Origin of the sequence: Nonomuraea sp. NPDC050556 (assembly GCF_044457355.1) — a bacterium.
GTDB lineage: Bacteria > Actinomycetota > Actinomycetes > Streptosporangiales > Streptosporangiaceae > Nonomuraea.
Window position 1 is genome coordinate 765,037 of record NZ_JBITGU010000005.1, and the last position, 16,240, is coordinate 781,276.

The following is a 16,240-nucleotide window of genomic DNA, read 5'->3' on the forward strand; positions in this document are numbered from 1 at the left end:
ACACGTGGACGTTTTATGCGGCTTCGACGAGGCCGAGCCTCATCGCCAACCGTTCTCGGATCCCGGGCCACTCGTGGCCGAGAATCGAGTAGTACGCCGTATCTCGGACGGTGTCGTCCGCTCCCCTGGCCTCCGCGCGGCGAACGCCGTCCAGCTGGGCGCCGAGCGCCTCGATCGCGGCCTTGGAGCGGAGGTTGCGTACGTCTGCCTTGAGCGTGATGCGATGGACGTTCCAGGTCTCGAAGGCGAGCGAGAGCATGAGGAACTTGCTCTCCCGGTTCACACCCGTGCCCTGGGCCGAAGCGGCCAGCCAGGTGTAACCGATGTCCGCCACGGACGGGACCTCGCCCACCACGCCACGAGTACCCGGAGGCCAGGGCATGGGGCCCTGCCAATACTCCAGGTTCATGAGACGGGTGGCACCGACCACGCGGTCGGTGTGCAGCCACCGGATGGCGAAGGGCGCCGTACGGCCCTCCGCCTGCTCAGCCATGGCGGCCTCCACGTAGGAGACCATCTCGTCCCGACCGTTCGGGACCCGAGTGAAGGCGTAAGTGGAGCGGTCTTCACTCGACGCGGCGACGAGGTCGTCGACCACCGCGAGGCTGAGAGGTTCCAGGCGCACGGAGCGCCCGGACAAGGTGACAAGAGCGGGCATGAGCACATGATGGGGTCTGCGCACGGCACGTGTAACCAGCTATCGACCGGGAACCTTTTGCAGCTTCATGCAAGTCCACGTTTTCCCAGTTCAGAGGGGTCGCCAGCGGGTCTGGCGAGGCAAAGATTCGCCTAACCGTGACAAGGCGTTGGCACCAGCGCCTTTCTGCGTCTACGCACAGGCTCCCTGCGTGCGACGGAGAGCTCCTTGAGCCCCATCGTGAGGTGGTCGAGGCTCTCCGCGATCCAGGGCAGAAGCAGGGGATCGGTCGAGGTCAGGGCGGCCAGACGCTCCTCCGTGGTCTCGCCGTACAGCAGGCTCGTGGCGACGCGGACGCGGGAGCACGACGGGTCGTCGCCGAAGGCGTGCCCTGGCAGGACCCCGATGCCGTGCTCTTCGAGCAGAACGCGGGTGATGTCGGCGATGCCCAGGTACCCGAGATCGGGATAAAGGTAGAAACCGCCCTGCGGCATCGGCACCGAGGCGCCCGCCTCGACGAACCTGTCGTAGACGGCCCGCGAGACCGTGCTGTGCAGCCTGCGGCTCTGCGTGATCCGCTCGACCAGTTCGACGGGCTCGGTGAAGGCGTAGGCGGCCGCGTCCTGGACGGGCGCCGCAGGCGCCGACCAGATCTCGCTGGCCACCGCCAGCAGGCTCCTGCGAAGGTCGTGCGCGCCGTCCGGGAGCCTGGCCACGCCGATGCGCCAGCCGCCCAGCGCCAGGCTCTTGCTGAGTCCCGTGGTGACGACGGTCCGCTCCGGCGCGAGGTCGGCGGGCGACACGTACGGCGGAGCCGGGTCGTGCAGCAGGTCGCGGTAGATCTCGTCGGAGATGATCACCAGGTCGAGCTCGCGGGCGACCTCCACCAGGCGGCGGATGGTCTGCGGCGACGCGAGGCGCCCTGTCGGGTTGTCGGGGAGGGTCACCAGCAGGGAGCGGACGACCCTGCCCTGGCTGCGCGCGTGCAGCACGGCGGAGACGACCCGGTCCGGGTCAGGCGCGCCGCCCTCTCCTGATGGTGCGGGCACCAGGATGGGACGGGAACCGACCAGATCGGCCTGCGCGGCATAGCTGACCCAGCTCGGCATCGGCAACACGATGTCGCCGCCGATCGCCAGGAGCAGGCCGTACAGGAGGGACTTGCTGCCCGGCCCACACACGACCAGCTCTGGGTCGGTGGCCAGCCCCCGCCGAGTCCAGTAACCCGCCGCCGCCTCGCGCAACTCAGCCGCCCCTGCGACCGGACCGTAGCCGTTGCGGTCGGATGCGGCGACGAGCTTGTCGCGCAGCGCCGGGTGGACGGGCAGACCTGCCTCACCGAAGGCCAGGTGCAGCACTCGTTCCCCGGCGCGTCGTCTTCGTTCGATGTCTTCGTTGGCCGCCAAGGTGGCGGAGAGTGTCACGCTCATGTTTGTCACGTTCCCAGCGTGGTTGGATGAAGGCATCAGCACAAGCGAGGCTTGGTGTGGGTAGGCATAAGGAAGTCTGATGCTAGATTTGCGGCGTTTGACGTTGATCTGCGAGTTCGCCAGGCGAGGGAGCATCGCGGCGACGGCTGTCTCGACGGGTTACAGTCCGTCAGCCGTCTCTCAACAACTGGCCGCGCTGGAGCGGGAAGCGGGAACTGCGCTGATCGACCGCACGGCGCGCAGCGCGGAGCTCACCGACGCGGGACGCCGTCTCGTGGCGCACGCCGAGCGCATCCTGTCGATGGTCGAGGAGGCGGAGTCCGATCTGTCCGCCCATAAGGGCACGCCTTCCGGGCGGGTTGTGGTCACGGCGTTTCCCACGGCCGCCGTTGCGTTCGCACCTGCGCTCGCCCGCTCGTTGCGCAGGCACACCGAGCTGACCCTGCGCCTCGGGCAGTCCAGGTCGGGGCGAGGCATGCGGGAGGTGCAGTCGGGCGAGGTGGACATCGCGCTGATCGACGACTGGTACGGCACGGCGCGCAGCTCCGACTCGCTGCGCGTGTTCCCGCTGCTGCACGATCCGCTGGTGCTCGTGGTGCCGCGCAAGCACCGGCTGGCCGACCCGGACGTGCCGCTCGACCTGCGGGAGCTGCGCGACGAGCCGTGGATGGCGACGCCGGACGGCGAGCCGTCCCGCCTGGCCGTCGACCGGCTCTTCGTGGACGTGGGTGGCACGCGGCCGACGCCGTGGGAGTTCGAGGGGCTCGGCACGATCCTGTCGCTGGTGGCCAAGGGGATCGGCATCGCGGCCGTGCCCGCTCTGGGGCTCGCGGCGGGGGTGCGCGGCATCGCCGTACGGGAGTTCCCCGGCTCGCCGGTCGGGCGCGAGGTGCACGCGGTGGCCAGGACGTCCAGCGTGCACCGGCCGTCCGTCTCCGTGACGCTGCGCGCCATCCACGTGGCCGCTCGCTACCTCGCGGCCGATCTGGAGCCGGTACGGCTCGCCGACCGTTAGCCTCTGGACCCATGGCGCCTACCTACTCCATCGAGCAGCTCCTGTCCGGCGGGCGCGGCCGGGTCGTCGCCGGGGTCGACGAGGTCGGGCGCGGGGCGTGGGCGGGTCCCGTCACCGTCTGCGCGGTCGTGACGGACTTAACCGACCCGCCGCCCCGCCTGACCGACTCCAAGCAGCTCACGGCGCTGCGCCGCGCGGCCCTGGTGCCTTTGCTGGAGGAGTGGGCGGTCGGCATCGGGTACGGCGACGCCACCCATGAGGAGATCGACGCGCTCGGCATGACGGAGGCGCTGCGCCGGGCCGCGCGCAGAGCCCTGGAAGCTCTGCCGGTGCGGCCGGACGCGGTGATCCTCGACGGCAAGCACGACTACATCGGCCCGCCCTGGCCGGTGCGCCTGGAGGTCAAGGGCGACTCGGCGTCGATCTCGGTCGCGGCGGCCTCGGTGCTGGCCAAGGTGCGGCGCGACGCCCACATGGCGACGCTGGGCTTCGAGGAGTACGGCTTCGCCGACAGCGCCGGATACCCCTCGCCGGTCCACCAGGCGGCGCTGGCCGCTTTCGGGCCGACGCCGCACCACCGGTTGTCATGGTCCTATCTGGACGACCTGCCGCAGTGGCGGCACCTGAAGAAGCACCGCGACCCGCTGGTCGGCGAGGGGCAGGACGCGCTCTTCTAGAGCATCGGCGTCCCCGCGGGGGTGCGGATCGTCACGTTGATGCGGTTCCAGGCGTTGATCGCGGCGATCGCCATGATCAGGGCGGACAGCTGCTCCTCGTCGAAGTGGTCGGCGGCCGCCTCCCACACCTCGTCGGGCACGCCCTCGGGGCTGTCGCTCAGGCGGGTGGCCGCCTCGGCCAGCGCCAGGGCGGCGCGCTCCTCGTCGGTGTAGTAGGGCGCCTCGCGCCAGGCGGCGACCGACCACAGCCGCTCGTCGCTCTCACCGGCGTTCCTGAAGTCGCGCGCGTGCATGTCCACGCAGAAGCCGCAGCCGTTGATCTGGCTCACGCGGATCTTCACCAGTTCGAGGGTGGCCTTGGGCACCGGGCTGTTACGCACGTAGCTCTCCAGCGCCATCATCGCCTTCATGCCCTCGGCGGCCGGCTTGCGGATGCTCATCCTGGGGTGCATTCTTTCTCCTTAACTGGATCTGAAATATCTAGAATTACTGCACGGCTCACGGCCGCGCGTTGACGAACCACGCGCGGGTGTTGCCCGGTGCCTCGGGGTTCGCCTTCTCCACGTGGTGCTGGACGTCGGCGATGGTCTGCCCGGCCAGCTCCCTGCGCCAGGCCAGCTCCGCCTTGCGCATCACCACCGAGATCCGGCAGGTCCTGCGGTAGTCGGCCTCCGGGTTGGCGTTGGGGCCCTTCCTGAGGATCTCCTCGCAGCGGAAGGCGTCCTCCCGGCCCTCGATGGCGGTGACCACGTCGAGCACGGTGATGTCCTCGGGCTTCCTGGCCAGCCGGAACCCGCCCCTGGGGCCGGAGGTGGAGGTCAGCAGGCCGGCGCGGACGAGCGCCTGGAGCTGCTTGTTCAGGTACGCCGGGGGCAGGTCGTAGAAGGCGGCCAGCCGCGCCGTCGTCACGGGCTGGTCGTCCTCCAGCCAGCCCAGGTTGACGCAGCTGTGCAGCGCCCACTCGACGCCCTCGTTCATCCGCACATCCTGGATACTACACATCCAGAATGATTCGATGGAACCCATGCGGGTCGGAGTCTTTCTGGTGGCGGCGCAGTTCCCCGGACAGGATCCGGGGGAGGTGCTGCGGGACACGGTCGAGGCGGTCGTGGCTGCGGAGGAGGCGGGGTTCGACGACGCGTGGGTGGCCGAGCACCACTTCATGTCCTACGGGGTGTGCCCGTCCGCCGTGACGCTCATGGCGGCCGCCGCCGGCCGTACGCGGCGCATCGGGCTGGGCACCGCGGTGAGCGTGCTGTCCACGCAGCATCCCGTGGCGCTGGCCGAGCAGGCGTCGATGGTGCATCACCTGTCGGGCGGGCGGTTCACGCTGGGGGTAGGGCGCGGCGGGCCGTGGGTGGACCTCGAGGTGTTCGGGACGGGGCTCGACCGGTTCGAGAGCGGGTTCGCCGGGTCGCTCGACGTGCTGTGCCGGGCGCTGGACGGTTACGCGGTGGGCGGCGGGCACGAGGTGGGCGTGGTGCCGTCGGCGCCGCTGCGTCCTGTGGTCGCGTGCACGTCGTCGGGGACCGTGCGGGTGGCGGCCGAGCGGGGGTTGCCGATGTTGCTGGGCATGCACGTCGACGACGCGGGCAAGGCGGCGACGGTGCGCGAGTACGGGCCGGGCGGTGGGCACGTGGCTGCCGTGGTGGGGAACGTGGCGGACACGACGGCTGAGGCCGTACGGGAGTTGACGTCCGTGATGCCGACGTGGATGGAGCCCGGTGTCGCGGGATATATCCCGATCAACGGCCAACCTCGTAAGTCACGAAATATCGCGGAATATGTGGAGTTTCTTGCGCGGATTCATCCGGTGGGTAGTGCCGATCATTGTGTGGAAACCATCCGGCGCACGGTCGCGGCCACCGGGATCGGGCACCTCATCGTTTTCGTCGAAGGAACGAAAAGGACCCTCGACACCATCCGGCGATTCGGCGCCGAAGTGCTCCCGAGGGTCCGATCGTTCTAGCAGTCGACGAGTTCCGGCTTCTGGTTGAGGATCTGCGACCTCGGCGTCACGAACTCGGCCAGAGCCTTCTGCGCCGACGGGTCGAAGACGGCGACCCGGTGGCAGTTCTGGAAGGCCAGCCGTACGCCGAAGTGACGCTCCAGCGCGCCGCGCATCGAGTCACTGGCCAGGCACCTGAGCAGCTGCCCGCGCGCCTCCTCCGACGGCGGCGGGACGTGGTTGTCGGCGAACTCGGCCCCCGAGTGCTCGCGCTGCTCGACCAGCGCGCTGATCGTCGCCCAGGCGTAGGGCAGCGAGTCGCGCACGCAGGCGACGAAGGCCGCGTCGTCGACCTCGCCTGCCTGGGCCTGTTCGAGCAGATCACGGGAAACGGTCAGGGACATGCCTGTCTCCTCTCACAACGGAAGGGGATCACTGCGACGTTAACCCAGCGATGCCGGGCCGTACACAAAGCCGGGATCGACCTGCGTCGCCAGATCGATCCCCGTGCGCTCGTTGGCCCAGGCCCGCGCGTTGCGCAGGTGGAAGTCGACCGCCTGCGCGCCGAAGCGGGCCCAGTCCTTCTCGCGGGCGTCCAGGTGCTTGAGGAGTACGGCCAGCGCCTCGGAGTTGGCGGGCTCCAGGTCGTCCATGGTGAACGAGCGGCCCTGCTCCATGGCGCGCACGGCGGCCGAGTGCTCCATCCAGGTCAGCAGGTCGTCGCCGACGTGCTCGCGCAGGAAGTCGACGTCGCCGGGCCCGTGCACCTTGTTGCCCACGACGGCGATCGGCACGTCGTAGGAGGCGGCGTAGTCGCGATATTGCCGGTAGACGCTGACACCTTGCCTGGTCGGCTCGGCCACGAGGAAGGTCAGGTCGAACCGGGTGAACAGGCCGGAGGCGAAGGAGTCTGCCCCGGCCGTCATGTCGACCACGACGTATTCGCCGTGCCCGTCGACCAGGTGGTTGAGCAGCAGCTCGACCGCGCCGACCTTGGAGTGGTAGCACGCCACGCCCAGGTCGTCCTCGCCGAACGGCCCGGTGACCATCAGGCGCGGCCCCTCGGGGGTGGGCACGGAGTAGGGCAGGTCGGCGAAGCGCAGCAGGCGCGAGCCGCGGCCTGGCGGGGTCGTCTTGACCATCACGTCGGCGGAGGCGATCAGCGGGTTGGCGCCGCGCAGGTGCTCCTTGAGCTCGGGCAGGTGGGCGCCCAGGGGCTCAGGCGGCTGCTCGACGCCGAGGATCAGGGCCAGGTGCTGGTTGATGTCCGCGTCGATCGCGGTCACCGGCGCGCCCTGGCTCGCCACGTACCTGGAGAACAGCGCGGACATCGTGGTCTTGCCACTACCGCCCTTGCCGACGAACGCCACCCTCACCGCAGTGCCCCCTGCTTCAAAATGAAAACCGTTGTCGATTCTCATCTTGGCACAGCGAAGCCCGTGACTAGGCGGATTTGACGATCTGGGCGAAGGTGATCTCGGTGAGCAGCGACTCCTCGTGCTCGCGCAGGGCGCTCCAGACGTCGGCCAGCGGCTGCGCGACGCCCGGGTAGCCGCCGTGCTCCGCGTACTCGGGTCTGCCCTCGATGACGACGATCACGTCGGCGAGCGTGATCTCCTCGGCCGGCCTGGCCAGCCAGTAGCCGCCCTCCGGCCCGCGCAGGCTGTTGATCAGCCCGGCCCGCCGCAACTGCAGCAGGATGTTGTCCAGGAACCTGCGCGGGATGTTCTGCGCCAGGGCGATCCTCTCGGCCGGCACCGGCCCGGGTGGTGCTGCGGCCAGCTCGGTGACGGCTCGCAACGCGTACTGGGTTCGCGCAGAGATCCTCATCGTTCCTGGCGCAGGCCCCAGCGGCGGCGCAGGGCGTTGTCCGCGCCCTCGAACAGCATGTCGATCACGATGCCGATCACCAGGATCACGATCATCGTGCCGATGAGGCCGGGCGAGTCGTTGAGCTCGCGGGCGTAGGCCAGGTGCTCGCCGAGCGACGACTGGTAGGCGATGATGACCATCAGCTCACCGGCCATCAGCGACCGCCAGGCGAACGCCCATCCCTGCTTGAGCCCGGCCAGAAACGATGGCAGCGAGGCGGGCAGGATCACGTGCCGGTAGAGCTGCAGCCGTTTGAAGCCCAGCACGTGACCGGCGCGCAGCAGCAGCGGAGGCGTGTAGTCGACGCCGCTGATCAGGCCGTTGGCGATCGACGGCGCTGCGCCGAGGATCACGACGAACTGGATCGCGTTCTCGGTCAGCCCGAACAGCAGGATCGCGAAGGGGAACCAGGCGATCGACGGCATCGTCTGCAGGCCGGTGATCAGCGACCCGAAGGCGGCGCGCAGGATCCTGATGCGGGACACCGCCGCGCCGACGACCAGGCCGACCAGGACGGCGAGCGCGAACCCCGAGACGGCGCGGCGCATGGTCGTGCCGAGCGCCTGGTAGAACTCGGCCTCGCCGAGCTTCACCCACAGGTCCTGAAAAGTCGTGATCGGTCCGGCGAAGACGTACTCGGGCCAGCGGCCGCTCAGCACGACCAGCTCCCACACGGCCAGGACGAGCGCGATCGCGGTGAGCATCGGCCACACCCGCGCCCAGACCCGCTTGGCCACCCCGGCCCGCTGGTCGGCCGCGAGCTCCAGCGCGTCCAGCCCGGCGATCTGCCGAGCGTGCGTGTCGACACTCACGGTCGCCCGCCCTCCTCATGAGCTTGCAGCTCGCTGGCTCGGGTTCGCCTAACGCCCATGGCGAATCACCTCTTCCTTCAGCCTGTCCGTGATCTTGGCGGCCAGGCCCGCGACCTCGGCGGAGTCCGTACGGCGGGGCCGGGCAAGCTCGATCGGGAAGTCCTCGACCACCGTCCCCGGGCGGCTGCTCAGCAGCACCACCCGGTCGCCCAGCCGTACGGCCTCGCGCACGTTGTGGGTGACGAACAGCACCGACAGCCCGCGCTCCCGCCAGATCCGCTCCAGCTCGTCGTGCAGCAGGTCGCGGGTCATCGCGTCGAGCGCGCCGAACGGCTCGTCCATCAGCAGCACGCTCGCGTCCTGGGCCAGCGCCCTGGCCAGGGCGACGCGCTGCCGCATGCCGCCGGACAGCTCGTGCGGCCGCTTGGCGCCGAACCCGCCCAGGTGCACGATCTCCAGGAACTCCGAAGCGCGCTCGCGCCGCTCCTTGCGCGGCAGCCCCTTGGCCCGCATGGCCATCTCGACGTTCGCCGAGACGGTCAGCCACGGGAAGAGCGCGGGCTCCTGGAACATCATCGCCACCTGCTGCCCCGAGGTGGAGATGTCGCCGGCCGTCGGCCTGTCCAGCCCGGCGACCAGCGAGAGCAGCGTGCTCTTGCCGCATCCCGAGGCGCCGAGCAGGCAGACGAACTCGCCGGGGGCGACGGACAGGGACACCTGGTCGAGAGCCAGCAGCCCGTTCCTGCCCTGGCCGTACATCTTGGAGACGGCTTCGAGCCGGATCGCGGGCGCGTCGCCCTCGGTCCGGCTCTCTGCGTGCTCCGTAAGTGGAGCGGTCACGGAAACGCCCTCCTACTTGTCGGAGATCGACTGCTGGCCGGTGGCCGCGAGCACCTCGTTCAGCGGCTTCAGGTCGTAGATGCCGTTGAGGTCGACCGGCTGCAGGAGCCCGACCTTGATGGCGTGGTCGGCGCTGCCGGTGAGCGAGGAGGCGATCGGGTCGTTGGTGAAGGTGATGTTCTTGAAGGCGCTGGCCAGGACCTCGGGCTTGAGCGGCTTCTGGGTCAGCTTCTCGATGGCCTTGTTGACCGTCTCGGCCGCGCCCGCCGGGTCGTCGTTGAGGTACTTGGTGGCCTCGACGTGCGCTTCGAGGAGCTTCTTCACCAGGTCGGGGTGGGCCTTCGCCCACTCCTGGCGGACGATCAGGTGGGTGATCACGAACTGCTTGTTCGGCCAGAGCTCGCGCTCGTCCTGGAGGATCTTGCCCTTGCTCTCCAGGACCAGGCGGCTGGCGAACGGCTCGGGCACCCAGGCGCCGTCGATGTCGCCGGTGGCGAACGTCTGCAGGGTCTGGGAGTTCTCCTGCGGGACGATGTGCACGTCGCCGCCGCCCTTGGTGTCGGTCTTCAGGCCCTTCTCGTTCAGCCAGTAGCGCAGCGCGACGTCCTGCGTGTTGCCGAGCTGGGGCGTGGCGATCTTCTTGCCCTTGAGGTCCTCGACGGAGTTGATCTCCGGCTTGACGACCAGGTAGACGCCGCCGGACGCGGCGCCGGCGATGATGTTGATCGCCTTGCCCTTGGACTTGGCCCAGGCGTTGATGGCCGGGTTGGGGCCGATGTAGGTGGCGTCGATCGCGCCGGAGAAGACGGCCTCGATCGCGGCGGGGCCGGCGTTGAACGTGCTGGTCGTCAGCTTGACCCCGGAGCCGAGGTGCTTGGCGTACAGGCCCTTCTCGACACCCACGAGCGCGGTGGAGTGGGTGATGTTCGGGAAGTACCCGAGGCGGACCTCGGCGGCGCTGCCGCCACTGGCCGCCGTGCCACCCGTTGACCCGCAGGCTGCCACCAGCGTTGTGATCGCCAGTGCGGCCAGAGCGGCGCCTACCCTCATGATGGCTCCATTTCCTACTTAATCAGTCGGCTATGTGCACATCAAAACGCGGTATTCCCCCCAAGTCAAGTCGGAATTTAGTAAAGGGTGGGCGAGTCTGGGTGATCCTTGGACTCTTCATGATCAGGCTCGCGTTCATGGACATCCCGCAGGTTCAGGAACGCCTGGTCGAGCTGCACTTCGACCCCGGTCCGCTGGACGGGAGGCTGAGCGCGGAGACGCGGGCGGCGCTGTGGGGGTTCCAGAAGGTCAACGGCCTGAAGCCCACCTCGCGGCTGACGGCGAAGACGTTGTACGCCCTGGACCACCCGCGCCGGGTGGTCCCGCTGGTCAAGCGGGGCCCTGCCAACCGCGTCGAGGTCGACCTGGGCCGTCAGCTCATGTTCGTGTACGCCAAGGGGGACCTGGCGCTCATCTCGCACGTCTCTACGGGGGCGAACCGGCACTACTGCGAGAAGGGCGTCTGCGGGTACGCGGTGACGCATCCGGGTGACTTCCGCGTCTACAAGAAGGTGCGGGGGTGGCAGGAGGGGCGGTTGGGGGCGATGTACAAGCCCATGTACTTCGACGGCGGCATCGCCCTGCACGGCTCCACGAAGGTCCCTCTTCGTCCCGCGTCCCACGGCTGCGTCCGCATCCCCTTGCACACAGCCAGCGAGGTCTTCCACCTCGTGCACAAGGGGATGCGGGTCTACGTTCGTTCCAACCCCCAGAAGCCCAGCGCCTAAGACCCCTAAGACCTCGGGGTCCTCAAGACTTTGGGGTTTGGGTCAGCCGCAGGTGGCGTCGAGGGAGACGGGTCGGTCGGGGTTCTGGGCGGCGTGCTTGGGGGCCACGGGAGCCGTGGCGGTCTTGTTCTCCGGACGGTCGGCCAGCGCGCTGGCGACCTTGCGCTTGATGAGGTCCCAGTCCGGGTCAGCCGTGGAGATCAGCGGCGGCACGAACTGCAGGCTCTTGATCTGCGTGCCCTTCACCTTCTGGGCCAGCTCGACCATCGGCGACAGCAGATCCTGCGGGATGTCGGTGGCGATCGCCCGCTTGGTGGCGGACGCCAACCCCTCGAAGCTGCTCAACACCGTCATCGGGTCGGCCTGCTTGGCGACCGCGTTGAGCAGACACTTCTGGCGGCTCATCCGCGCGTAGTCGTCGCTGTCCGTCCGTGACCGCCCGTACCACAGGGCTTCCTGCCCCGACAGCTTCCGAGTCCCCGCCGCCAGCGTGCCCTCGCTGTACTTCCCGTACACGATGGGCTCCCTGATGGTGACCTTCACCCCGCCCATGGCGTCGATGATCTGCGCGAACCCCGCCATGTCCACCATCGCGTAGTAGTTCACCGGGATCCCGAGAATGTCGCTGACCGTGCGCTTGAGCAGCGACGGCCCCCGCTTCCCCTTGTGCACCCCGGGCACCATCTCCGGGTAGTCCTCGGCGTACTGGTAGACCTCGTTGAGCAGTCCAGGCGTGTAAGGAGGCTCGCCGGTGAAGCCGTACGGGAACCGTTCCCGCGCAGGACCCTTCGGCAGCATCACGTGCTCCAGGTTGCGCGGCAGGCCGAGCAGCGTGGTCGCGCCGGTGGAGGTGTCGACGCTGGCCACGGTCATGCTGTCGGTGCGCACGCCGACCCGGTTGGACGCGGCGTCCGCGCCGATCAGCAGCACGTTGAACCTCGTCTCGCCGCTCCACGGATCCGCGGCGATCTCGGGCGAGGCGGTCTGGGTGAAGACGCTGTTCACCAGGTCGCGGGAGACGTAGGCGAGGCGCCCGGCGTAGGCCATCGGCGCGATCACGAGGACGCAGAGCGCGGCGGCGACGCCCGTGGTCAGGGCGCGGGTGGCGGTGGTCGAGACGGCCGGCCGTACGAGGACGAAGGACCAGATGATCACGATGGACCACGCGGTGGCGATGGCGGCGAGCGCGATGGTGAAGGCCATCAGCCAGCCCGGCTGTACGGCCAGCGAGAGCAGCTGCGTGCCGAACCCGATCACCAGCGTGGCGACCGTCGCCAGCATCACCCCGTAGGCGCCCATGAGGATGAGCCCGGTGCGCCGGTATCCCGTCGCGAGATGCGCGACCCCCCACAGCACGGCCGAGCCCATCGTCAGCGCGATGCTCGTGCCGAGGCCGAAGCCATGGCTTTTGCCAGTCATCCTCTGTCAACCCCCGTTACCAGCAGATCCATCACAGGCTAGTAACGGTTACTGGATGATTACGCCAACATGCCGGGTGAGTCGTGGCAATTCACGGCAAGTCCTTCTTGAGATATAACTCAAGAATGCGTGATCGACACGGACGATATGGTTTCGACGCGCCAGGCGCGTTCCTCGGCCTCATCGCCGGAGCCGCGGCCCTGCTGGTCCTCATGGTGGTGTCGTTCCTGGTGGGAGTGGTTCCCGCTGCTATTGCTTTCCTGATAGGCGCGCTTTACACCCTTGCGAGCGCGACGAGCTACGCCTACACCACCAGGCGCGGCAAGTTCGAGGTCTGGACCAAGGAGCTCGACCGGCTGGGGTTGCGCGGCGACGAGCAGGTGCTCGACCTCGGCTGCGGGCGCGGAGCCGTTCTGCTGATGGCGGCCAAGCGGCTGCCCGCGGGCAAGGCGACGGGCATCGACCTGTGGCGCTCCAAGGACCAGTCGGGCAACCGGGTCAAGGTCGCCGAGGCCAACGCGGCCGCCGAGGGGGTCGCCGACCGGGTCGAGTTCGTGACCGGCGACATGCGGAAGCTGCCCTTCGCCGACGGCGCGTTCGACGTGGTGGTGTCGAGCCTGGCGATTCACAACATCCCGTCGGAGGAGGGGCGCCAGGCGGCGGTGACCGAGGCGCTGAGGGTGCTCGTGCCCGGCGGGCGGCTGCTGATCGCCGACTTCCAGCACGCCAGGGCGTACGAGACGGTCCTGCACGGGCTGGGGGTGAAGGACCTGTGGCGGCGCGACCTCGGATGGCGCTTCTGGTACGGAGGGCCCTGGTTCGGCACCTGGATGGTCGAGGCGCGAGCGCCCCATCACAACCCCGAGAAGGACGTTTCCGACGGCGAGTAGCCCAGGTCCCTGCGCGCCGCGGAGATGTCCAGGGTGCGTTCTACGGCGAGGTGGCCTACGGCGTAACGGGTCAGCTGGGGCCTTTTGGCAAACCGTTCCGAGAGCGCCGCGAGCGGGTCGGCGATGCTCAGGGGCAGGTAGCGTGGCGTCGCCCGGATCCCGCGCTCGGCCAGGATCGCCCTGAGCGCGTCGTCGAGGACGACCGGCGCCGCGTCGGTGACGTTGTAGACGCCTGGTTCACGTGAAACAGCGAGCAGGCACGCCTGGACGAGGTTGTCCACCGAGGTCAGGCTGATCCGCTGCCGTCCGTCCCCGACCGCCACGAGCCACCGCCCGCGCACGCTCTTCAACACGCGAGGCAGCAACGTCGGATCGCCGGGCCCGTAGACGGCGTGCGGACGCAGGATCACCGCCCGCCCCATGACGGCCCGCTCGGCCGCCGCCTTCGACGCCCCATACGCATTGGCATATTTCCGGACAGGCGCCTGGGCTTCCGTGGCCATCACCGTCGGGCGGAACGGGTCGTAGACGCTGGCCGTACTCACATGCACGAACCGCGCGCCGGGGAAGGTCTCCAGCACAGCTCTGGTCCCGTCGAGGTTGGCCCGCCAGATCTCCCGCGGATCACCCCAGTCCGTGACGCTCCCCGCACAGTGGATCACCACGTCGAGGTCGAGCGAGGGCCGGTCCTTCCCGGTCAGATCCCACGACAGGTACGGCACGCCGCCCAGATCCGCAGAAGCCCGCCGACCGAACCCCTGCACCTCCCACCCCGTGGCCGCCGCCGCCCGGCACACCGCACCGCCGACGAACCCGGACGCGCCGGTCACGCCGACCCTCACTTCCGCACCCACAGCTCGGAGTAGGTGGGGATCAGCACCCCGCGCGCCGCTCGCCGCCCCACCACCCGCACCCTGTGGTCGAGCAGCACCCGGGCCACCGCCCGGATCTCGGCCAGCGCCAGCGGATACCCGATGCAGAAGTGCGGCCCCGCGCCGAACCACAGGCGGCGCAACTCCGTCGGGTGCTTCATCGAAGGATCGAAGGGCCCGTAGGCGCGGGCGCAGTTGTGCGTCACGATCACCACCCTGTCACCCGGCCTTACATCGATATTTCCGACCTTGGTGGCGACGGAGACCGACCGCAACATCACCGGGGTCGGCGTCGTCACCCGCATCGCGTCCTCGATCGCCCGGTCGAGGTCGGCGTCCTGAGCCCCGTGATCGTGCATCAGCGCGATCAGCCGGGGGACGAAGGTGGCGACCGTCTCGGTGCCGGTCAGGAAGAACGCCCCGGCCGCGCCCCGGGCCTCCGCCTCCGACAGTCCGAGCTCGCTCATCCGCCCCATCACCGTCGCCGGATCCCCGGCCAGGTAGGCGGCCGAGGCGATGTCGCCGATCCCGTCCAGCACCTCGCGCGCGACCGCGACCTGGCGCGGGTTCAACCCCCTCGTGCGCAGCGAGACCATCGACACCACCCGCTCGCCGTCGGCGAAGAGCGCCCTGGCCCGCTCCTCGGGCACCTCGCCCAGCCCGATCACGCGGCAGATCACCGCCCCGGCCATCAGGCGCATGGTGTCGACGAGATCGACGCGTTCGCCCGCCGCCAGCCGTACCTCCAGGTCCTTGAGCGGCCCGGCCAGCACGTCGGACACGAGCGCGGCGACGGAGGCGGGCGTGAACAGCGGCGCGAGCTTGGCGCGCAGCGCCGCGTGCGCCTCGCCCTCCATGTTGAGCAGCACGGACGGCCCCAGCACCGGCGTCCACAGGTCGCCGGGCGAGCCCGGACCGTCCTTGCGGAACCGCTGGTCCATGAGGACCCGGCGCGCGGTCGCCGCGTCGTTCACCACGACGCCGAGCCCGGGGACCCGCACGACGGGGCCGAGCCTGGCCAGCAGCCGCATCAGCGGGTAGGCGAACGGGTGCGCGGCCAGGTAGAGCCGGGTCTCGTGGTTCACATCTCCGCCAGCATCACGCCCATGCTGATGCCGCCGCCGAGGCCGAGCAGCGCCACCTTGTCGCCGCGCGACCACGTGCCGCGCGCGAGCTGCAGGGGGAGCGTGGCCGACGCGCAGTTGCCGTGGTCGGGCAGCGTCACCACGAGGCGGTCCTGCGGGATGCCGAGCGTGTCGGCCAGGAAGTGGAGGTACGGCATGGCCACCTGGTGCACGGCGACGACGGCGAAGTCGTCCCAGGTCAGACCGGTGCGCTTGAGCGCGTTGAGGAAGATGTCCGGGCCGATGAGCTCGAAGGCCTCCTTGAGCCTGCGTCCATCGCCGCGGAAGTAGGAGGAGTCGGGGTCCCTGGGGTGGGCCGAGCCACCGCCTGGAAGGGTCCCAATGCTCCAAGCCGTGGAATCCGCCGAAAAATCTCGATAAAAGATGCCACGCTCTGCCCTTTCGATGATGACGGCCGCCCCCGCGTCCGACAGCGTGTAACCGGCGAAGGAGTCGACGAACTGCGCCCGGTCGCGCACCCGCCACCTGATCGCCCGCGACGGCGTCTCGCCCGTGCACACCAGCACCCGCCGGTGCGCTCCGGAAAGGATCAGCGCCTCGGCCACCTGCACCCCGTTGAGCAGGCTGTTGCAGGCGTTCTTGACGTCGAAGACCGGGCAAGACAGGCCCAGCTTCGCCGCCACGATGTGCGCGGTGGCCGGCTCGACCATGTCCTGCGAGGCGGACGCGAAGATCATCAGATCAACGTCGGGTGCCAAGGTCTTGGCCGCTTCGACCGCAAGGTCGGACGCCTGCTGGTCGTCGGAGGCCACGTGCCTGCGCCTGATGCCCGTCATCCGCTCGACGATGCCGCGCGGCGGACGCCATCCCTCGATGCGCCGCTCCACCTCCGCGCTGTCCAGGACGCGCTCGGGCAGGTAGGTCGATATGTCGCTGATCCTGGCCTTCACTCCGGCAATCTAGCC

General features: G+C 69.3%; 19 protein-coding genes. 5 read left to right on the forward strand and 14 right to left on the reverse strand.

Features of this window, described 5'->3' with window-relative positions; all coding sequences use genetic code 11:
- Positions 1-13: 13 nt before the first annotated feature.
- Both ACIBG8_RS45925 and ACIBG8_RS45930 read right to left on the reverse strand, forming a co-directional pair.
- On the reverse strand, positions 14-658 hold the full coding sequence (locus ACIBG8_RS45925) for a GNAT family N-acetyltransferase (RefSeq protein WP_397349584.1): 645 nt from the start codon (positions 656-658) through the stop codon (positions 14-16).
- A 131-nt stretch (positions 659-789) separates the two neighbouring features.
- On the reverse strand, positions 790-2,067 hold the full coding sequence (locus ACIBG8_RS45930) for a pyridoxal phosphate-dependent aminotransferase (RefSeq protein ID WP_397349585.1): 1,278 nt from the start codon (positions 2,065-2,067) through the stop codon (positions 790-792).
- Between the two features lie 79 nt (positions 2,068-2,146).
- On the opposite strand from ACIBG8_RS45930, the gene ACIBG8_RS45935 reads away from it, so the two are divergent.
- Positions 2,147-3,082 (forward strand): LysR family transcriptional regulator, encoded by a 936-nt coding sequence (locus ACIBG8_RS45935; protein ID WP_397349586.1) that lies wholly within the window; start codon positions 2,147-2,149, stop codon positions 3,080-3,082.
- A gap of 11 nt (positions 3,083-3,093) precedes the next feature.
- Positions 3,094-3,759 carry a ribonuclease HII gene (locus ACIBG8_RS45940; RefSeq protein ID WP_397349587.1) on the forward strand — a complete coding sequence of 222 codons (666 nt, stop codon included), beginning with the start codon at positions 3,094-3,096 and terminating at the stop codon, positions 3,757-3,759.
- Here ACIBG8_RS45940 and ACIBG8_RS45945 read toward each other — a convergent pair.
- Together ACIBG8_RS45945 and ACIBG8_RS45950 are read right to left on the reverse strand one after the other, a co-directional pair.
- Positions 3,756-4,211, reverse strand: a complete 456-nt coding sequence (locus ACIBG8_RS45945) for a carboxymuconolactone decarboxylase family protein (RefSeq protein WP_397349588.1) — start codon at positions 4,209-4,211, stop codon at positions 3,756-3,758. The genes ACIBG8_RS45940 and ACIBG8_RS45945 overlap by 4 nt on opposite strands.
- Before the next feature lie 46 nt (positions 4,212-4,257).
- On the reverse strand, positions 4,258-4,737 hold the full coding sequence (locus ACIBG8_RS45950; RefSeq protein ID WP_397349753.1) for an RrF2 family transcriptional regulator: 480 nt from the start codon (positions 4,735-4,737) through the stop codon (positions 4,258-4,260).
- Between the two features lie 46 nt (positions 4,738-4,783).
- Between ACIBG8_RS45950 and ACIBG8_RS45955 the strand changes: the two genes are divergently transcribed.
- A complete protein-coding gene (locus tag ACIBG8_RS45955; protein ID WP_397349589.1) occupies positions 4,784-5,728 on the forward strand; it encodes an LLM class flavin-dependent oxidoreductase in 945 nt (314 codons plus the stop codon).
- Here the strand turns inward: ACIBG8_RS45955 and ACIBG8_RS45960 are convergent.
- From ACIBG8_RS45960 to ACIBG8_RS45985, 6 genes are all read right to left on the reverse strand, one after another.
- The gene (locus tag ACIBG8_RS45960) at positions 5,725-6,111 is read right to left on the reverse strand and encodes an SCO5389 family protein (RefSeq protein WP_397349590.1); all 387 of its coding nucleotides are present in this window, start codon (positions 6,109-6,111) and stop codon (positions 5,725-5,727) included. The two genes, ACIBG8_RS45955 and ACIBG8_RS45960, sit on opposite strands and share 4 nt — an antisense overlap.
- Before the next feature lie 39 nt (positions 6,112-6,150).
- Positions 6,151-7,083 (reverse strand): ATP-binding protein, encoded by a 933-nt coding sequence (locus ACIBG8_RS45965; protein WP_397349591.1) that lies wholly within the window; start codon positions 7,081-7,083, stop codon positions 6,151-6,153.
- A gap of 67 nt (positions 7,084-7,150) precedes the next feature.
- Positions 7,151-7,537 carry an RrF2 family transcriptional regulator gene (locus tag ACIBG8_RS45970; protein ID WP_397349593.1) on the reverse strand — a complete coding sequence of 129 codons (387 nt, stop codon included), beginning with the start codon at positions 7,535-7,537 and terminating at the stop codon, positions 7,151-7,153.
- Entirely contained in the window at positions 7,534-8,391 is an 858-nt protein-coding gene (locus ACIBG8_RS45975) for an ABC transporter permease (RefSeq protein ID WP_397349594.1), read from the reverse strand. Before ACIBG8_RS45975 ends, ACIBG8_RS45970 begins: the two co-directional genes overlap by 4 nt.
- 48 nt (positions 8,392-8,439) lie before the next feature.
- Positions 8,440-9,231: an ABC transporter ATP-binding protein gene (locus ACIBG8_RS45980; protein ID WP_397349595.1), complete on the reverse strand. Its 792-nt coding sequence runs from the start codon at positions 9,229-9,231 to the stop codon at positions 8,440-8,442.
- 12 nt (positions 9,232-9,243) lie between these two features.
- Entirely contained in the window at positions 9,244-10,281 is a 1,038-nt protein-coding gene (locus tag ACIBG8_RS45985; RefSeq protein ID WP_397349596.1) for an ABC transporter substrate-binding protein, read from the reverse strand.
- Positions 10,282-10,382: 101 nt separating this feature from the next.
- Between ACIBG8_RS45985 and ACIBG8_RS45990 the strand changes: the two genes are divergently transcribed.
- The gene (locus tag ACIBG8_RS45990) at positions 10,383-11,009 is read left to right on the forward strand and encodes a L,D-transpeptidase family protein (protein WP_397349597.1); all 627 of its coding nucleotides are present in this window, start codon (positions 10,383-10,385) and stop codon (positions 11,007-11,009) included.
- A 42-nt stretch (positions 11,010-11,051) separates the two neighbouring features.
- Here ACIBG8_RS45990 and ACIBG8_RS45995 read toward each other — a convergent pair whose 3' ends face one another.
- Positions 11,052-12,428, reverse strand: coding sequence for an LCP family protein (locus ACIBG8_RS45995; RefSeq protein ID WP_397349598.1), 1,377 nt, complete (start codon positions 12,426-12,428; stop codon positions 11,052-11,054).
- Between the two features lie 125 nt (positions 12,429-12,553).
- Here ACIBG8_RS45995 and ACIBG8_RS46000 point away from each other — a divergent pair, with 125 nt between their 5' ends.
- Positions 12,554-13,318 (forward strand): class I SAM-dependent methyltransferase, encoded by a 765-nt coding sequence (locus tag ACIBG8_RS46000; protein ID WP_397349599.1) that lies wholly within the window; start codon positions 12,554-12,556, stop codon positions 13,316-13,318.
- On the opposite strand, the gene ACIBG8_RS46005 is transcribed toward ACIBG8_RS46000, so the two are convergent.
- From ACIBG8_RS46005 to ACIBG8_RS46015, 3 genes are read right to left on the reverse strand one after another with little or no spacing between them, the layout of a single operon-like run.
- On the reverse strand, positions 13,282-14,160 hold the full coding sequence (locus ACIBG8_RS46005) for an NAD-dependent epimerase/dehydratase family protein (protein WP_397349600.1): 879 nt from the start codon (positions 14,158-14,160) through the stop codon (positions 13,282-13,284). The two genes, ACIBG8_RS46000 and ACIBG8_RS46005, sit on opposite strands and share 37 nt — an antisense overlap.
- On the reverse strand, positions 14,157-15,275 hold the full coding sequence (locus tag ACIBG8_RS46010) for a cytochrome P450 (protein ID WP_397349602.1): 1,119 nt from the start codon (positions 15,273-15,275) through the stop codon (positions 14,157-14,159). Before ACIBG8_RS46010 ends, ACIBG8_RS46005 begins: the two co-directional genes overlap by 4 nt.
- Positions 15,272-16,225: a 3-oxoacyl-ACP synthase III family protein gene (locus ACIBG8_RS46015; RefSeq protein WP_397349603.1), complete on the reverse strand. Its 954-nt coding sequence runs from the start codon at positions 16,223-16,225 to the stop codon at positions 15,272-15,274. Before ACIBG8_RS46015 ends, ACIBG8_RS46010 begins: the two co-directional genes overlap by 4 nt.
- Positions 16,226-16,240 lie beyond the last annotated feature (15 nt).

Coding starts and splice junctions, on each gene's coding strand:
- ACIBG8_RS45925 (WP_397349584.1), bottom strand. CDS start 658: ATGCCCGCTCTTGTCACCTTGTCCGGGCGCTCCGTGCGCCTGGAACCT.
- ACIBG8_RS45930 (WP_397349585.1), bottom strand. CDS start 2,067: ATGAGCGTGACACTCTCCGCCACCTTGGCGGCCAACGAAGACATCGAA.
- ACIBG8_RS45935 (WP_397349586.1), top strand. CDS start 2,147: ATGCTAGATTTGCGGCGTTTGACGTTGATCTGCGAGTTCGCCAGGCGA.
- ACIBG8_RS45940 (WP_397349587.1), top strand. CDS start 3,094: ATGGCGCCTACCTACTCCATCGAGCAGCTCCTGTCCGGCGGGCGCGGC.
- ACIBG8_RS45945 (WP_397349588.1), bottom strand. CDS start 4,211: ATGCACCCCAGGATGAGCATCCGCAAGCCGGCCGCCGAGGGCATGAAG.
- ACIBG8_RS45950 (WP_397349753.1), bottom strand. CDS start 4,737: ATGAACGAGGGCGTCGAGTGGGCGCTGCACAGCTGCGTCAACCTGGGC.
- ACIBG8_RS45955 (WP_397349589.1), top strand. CDS start 4,784: ATGCGGGTCGGAGTCTTTCTGGTGGCGGCGCAGTTCCCCGGACAGGAT.
- ACIBG8_RS45960 (WP_397349590.1), bottom strand. CDS start 6,111: ATGTCCCTGACCGTTTCCCGTGATCTGCTCGAACAGGCCCAGGCAGGC.
- ACIBG8_RS45970 (WP_397349593.1), bottom strand. CDS start 7,537: ATGAGGATCTCTGCGCGAACCCAGTACGCGTTGCGAGCCGTCACCGAG.
- ACIBG8_RS45985 (WP_397349596.1), bottom strand. CDS start 10,281: ATGAGGGTAGGCGCCGCTCTGGCCGCACTGGCGATCACAACGCTGGTG.
- ACIBG8_RS45995 (WP_397349598.1), bottom strand. CDS start 12,428: ATGACTGGCAAAAGCCATGGCTTCGGCCTCGGCACGAGCATCGCGCTG.
- ACIBG8_RS46000 (WP_397349599.1), top strand. CDS start 12,554: ATGCGTGATCGACACGGACGATATGGTTTCGACGCGCCAGGCGCGTTC.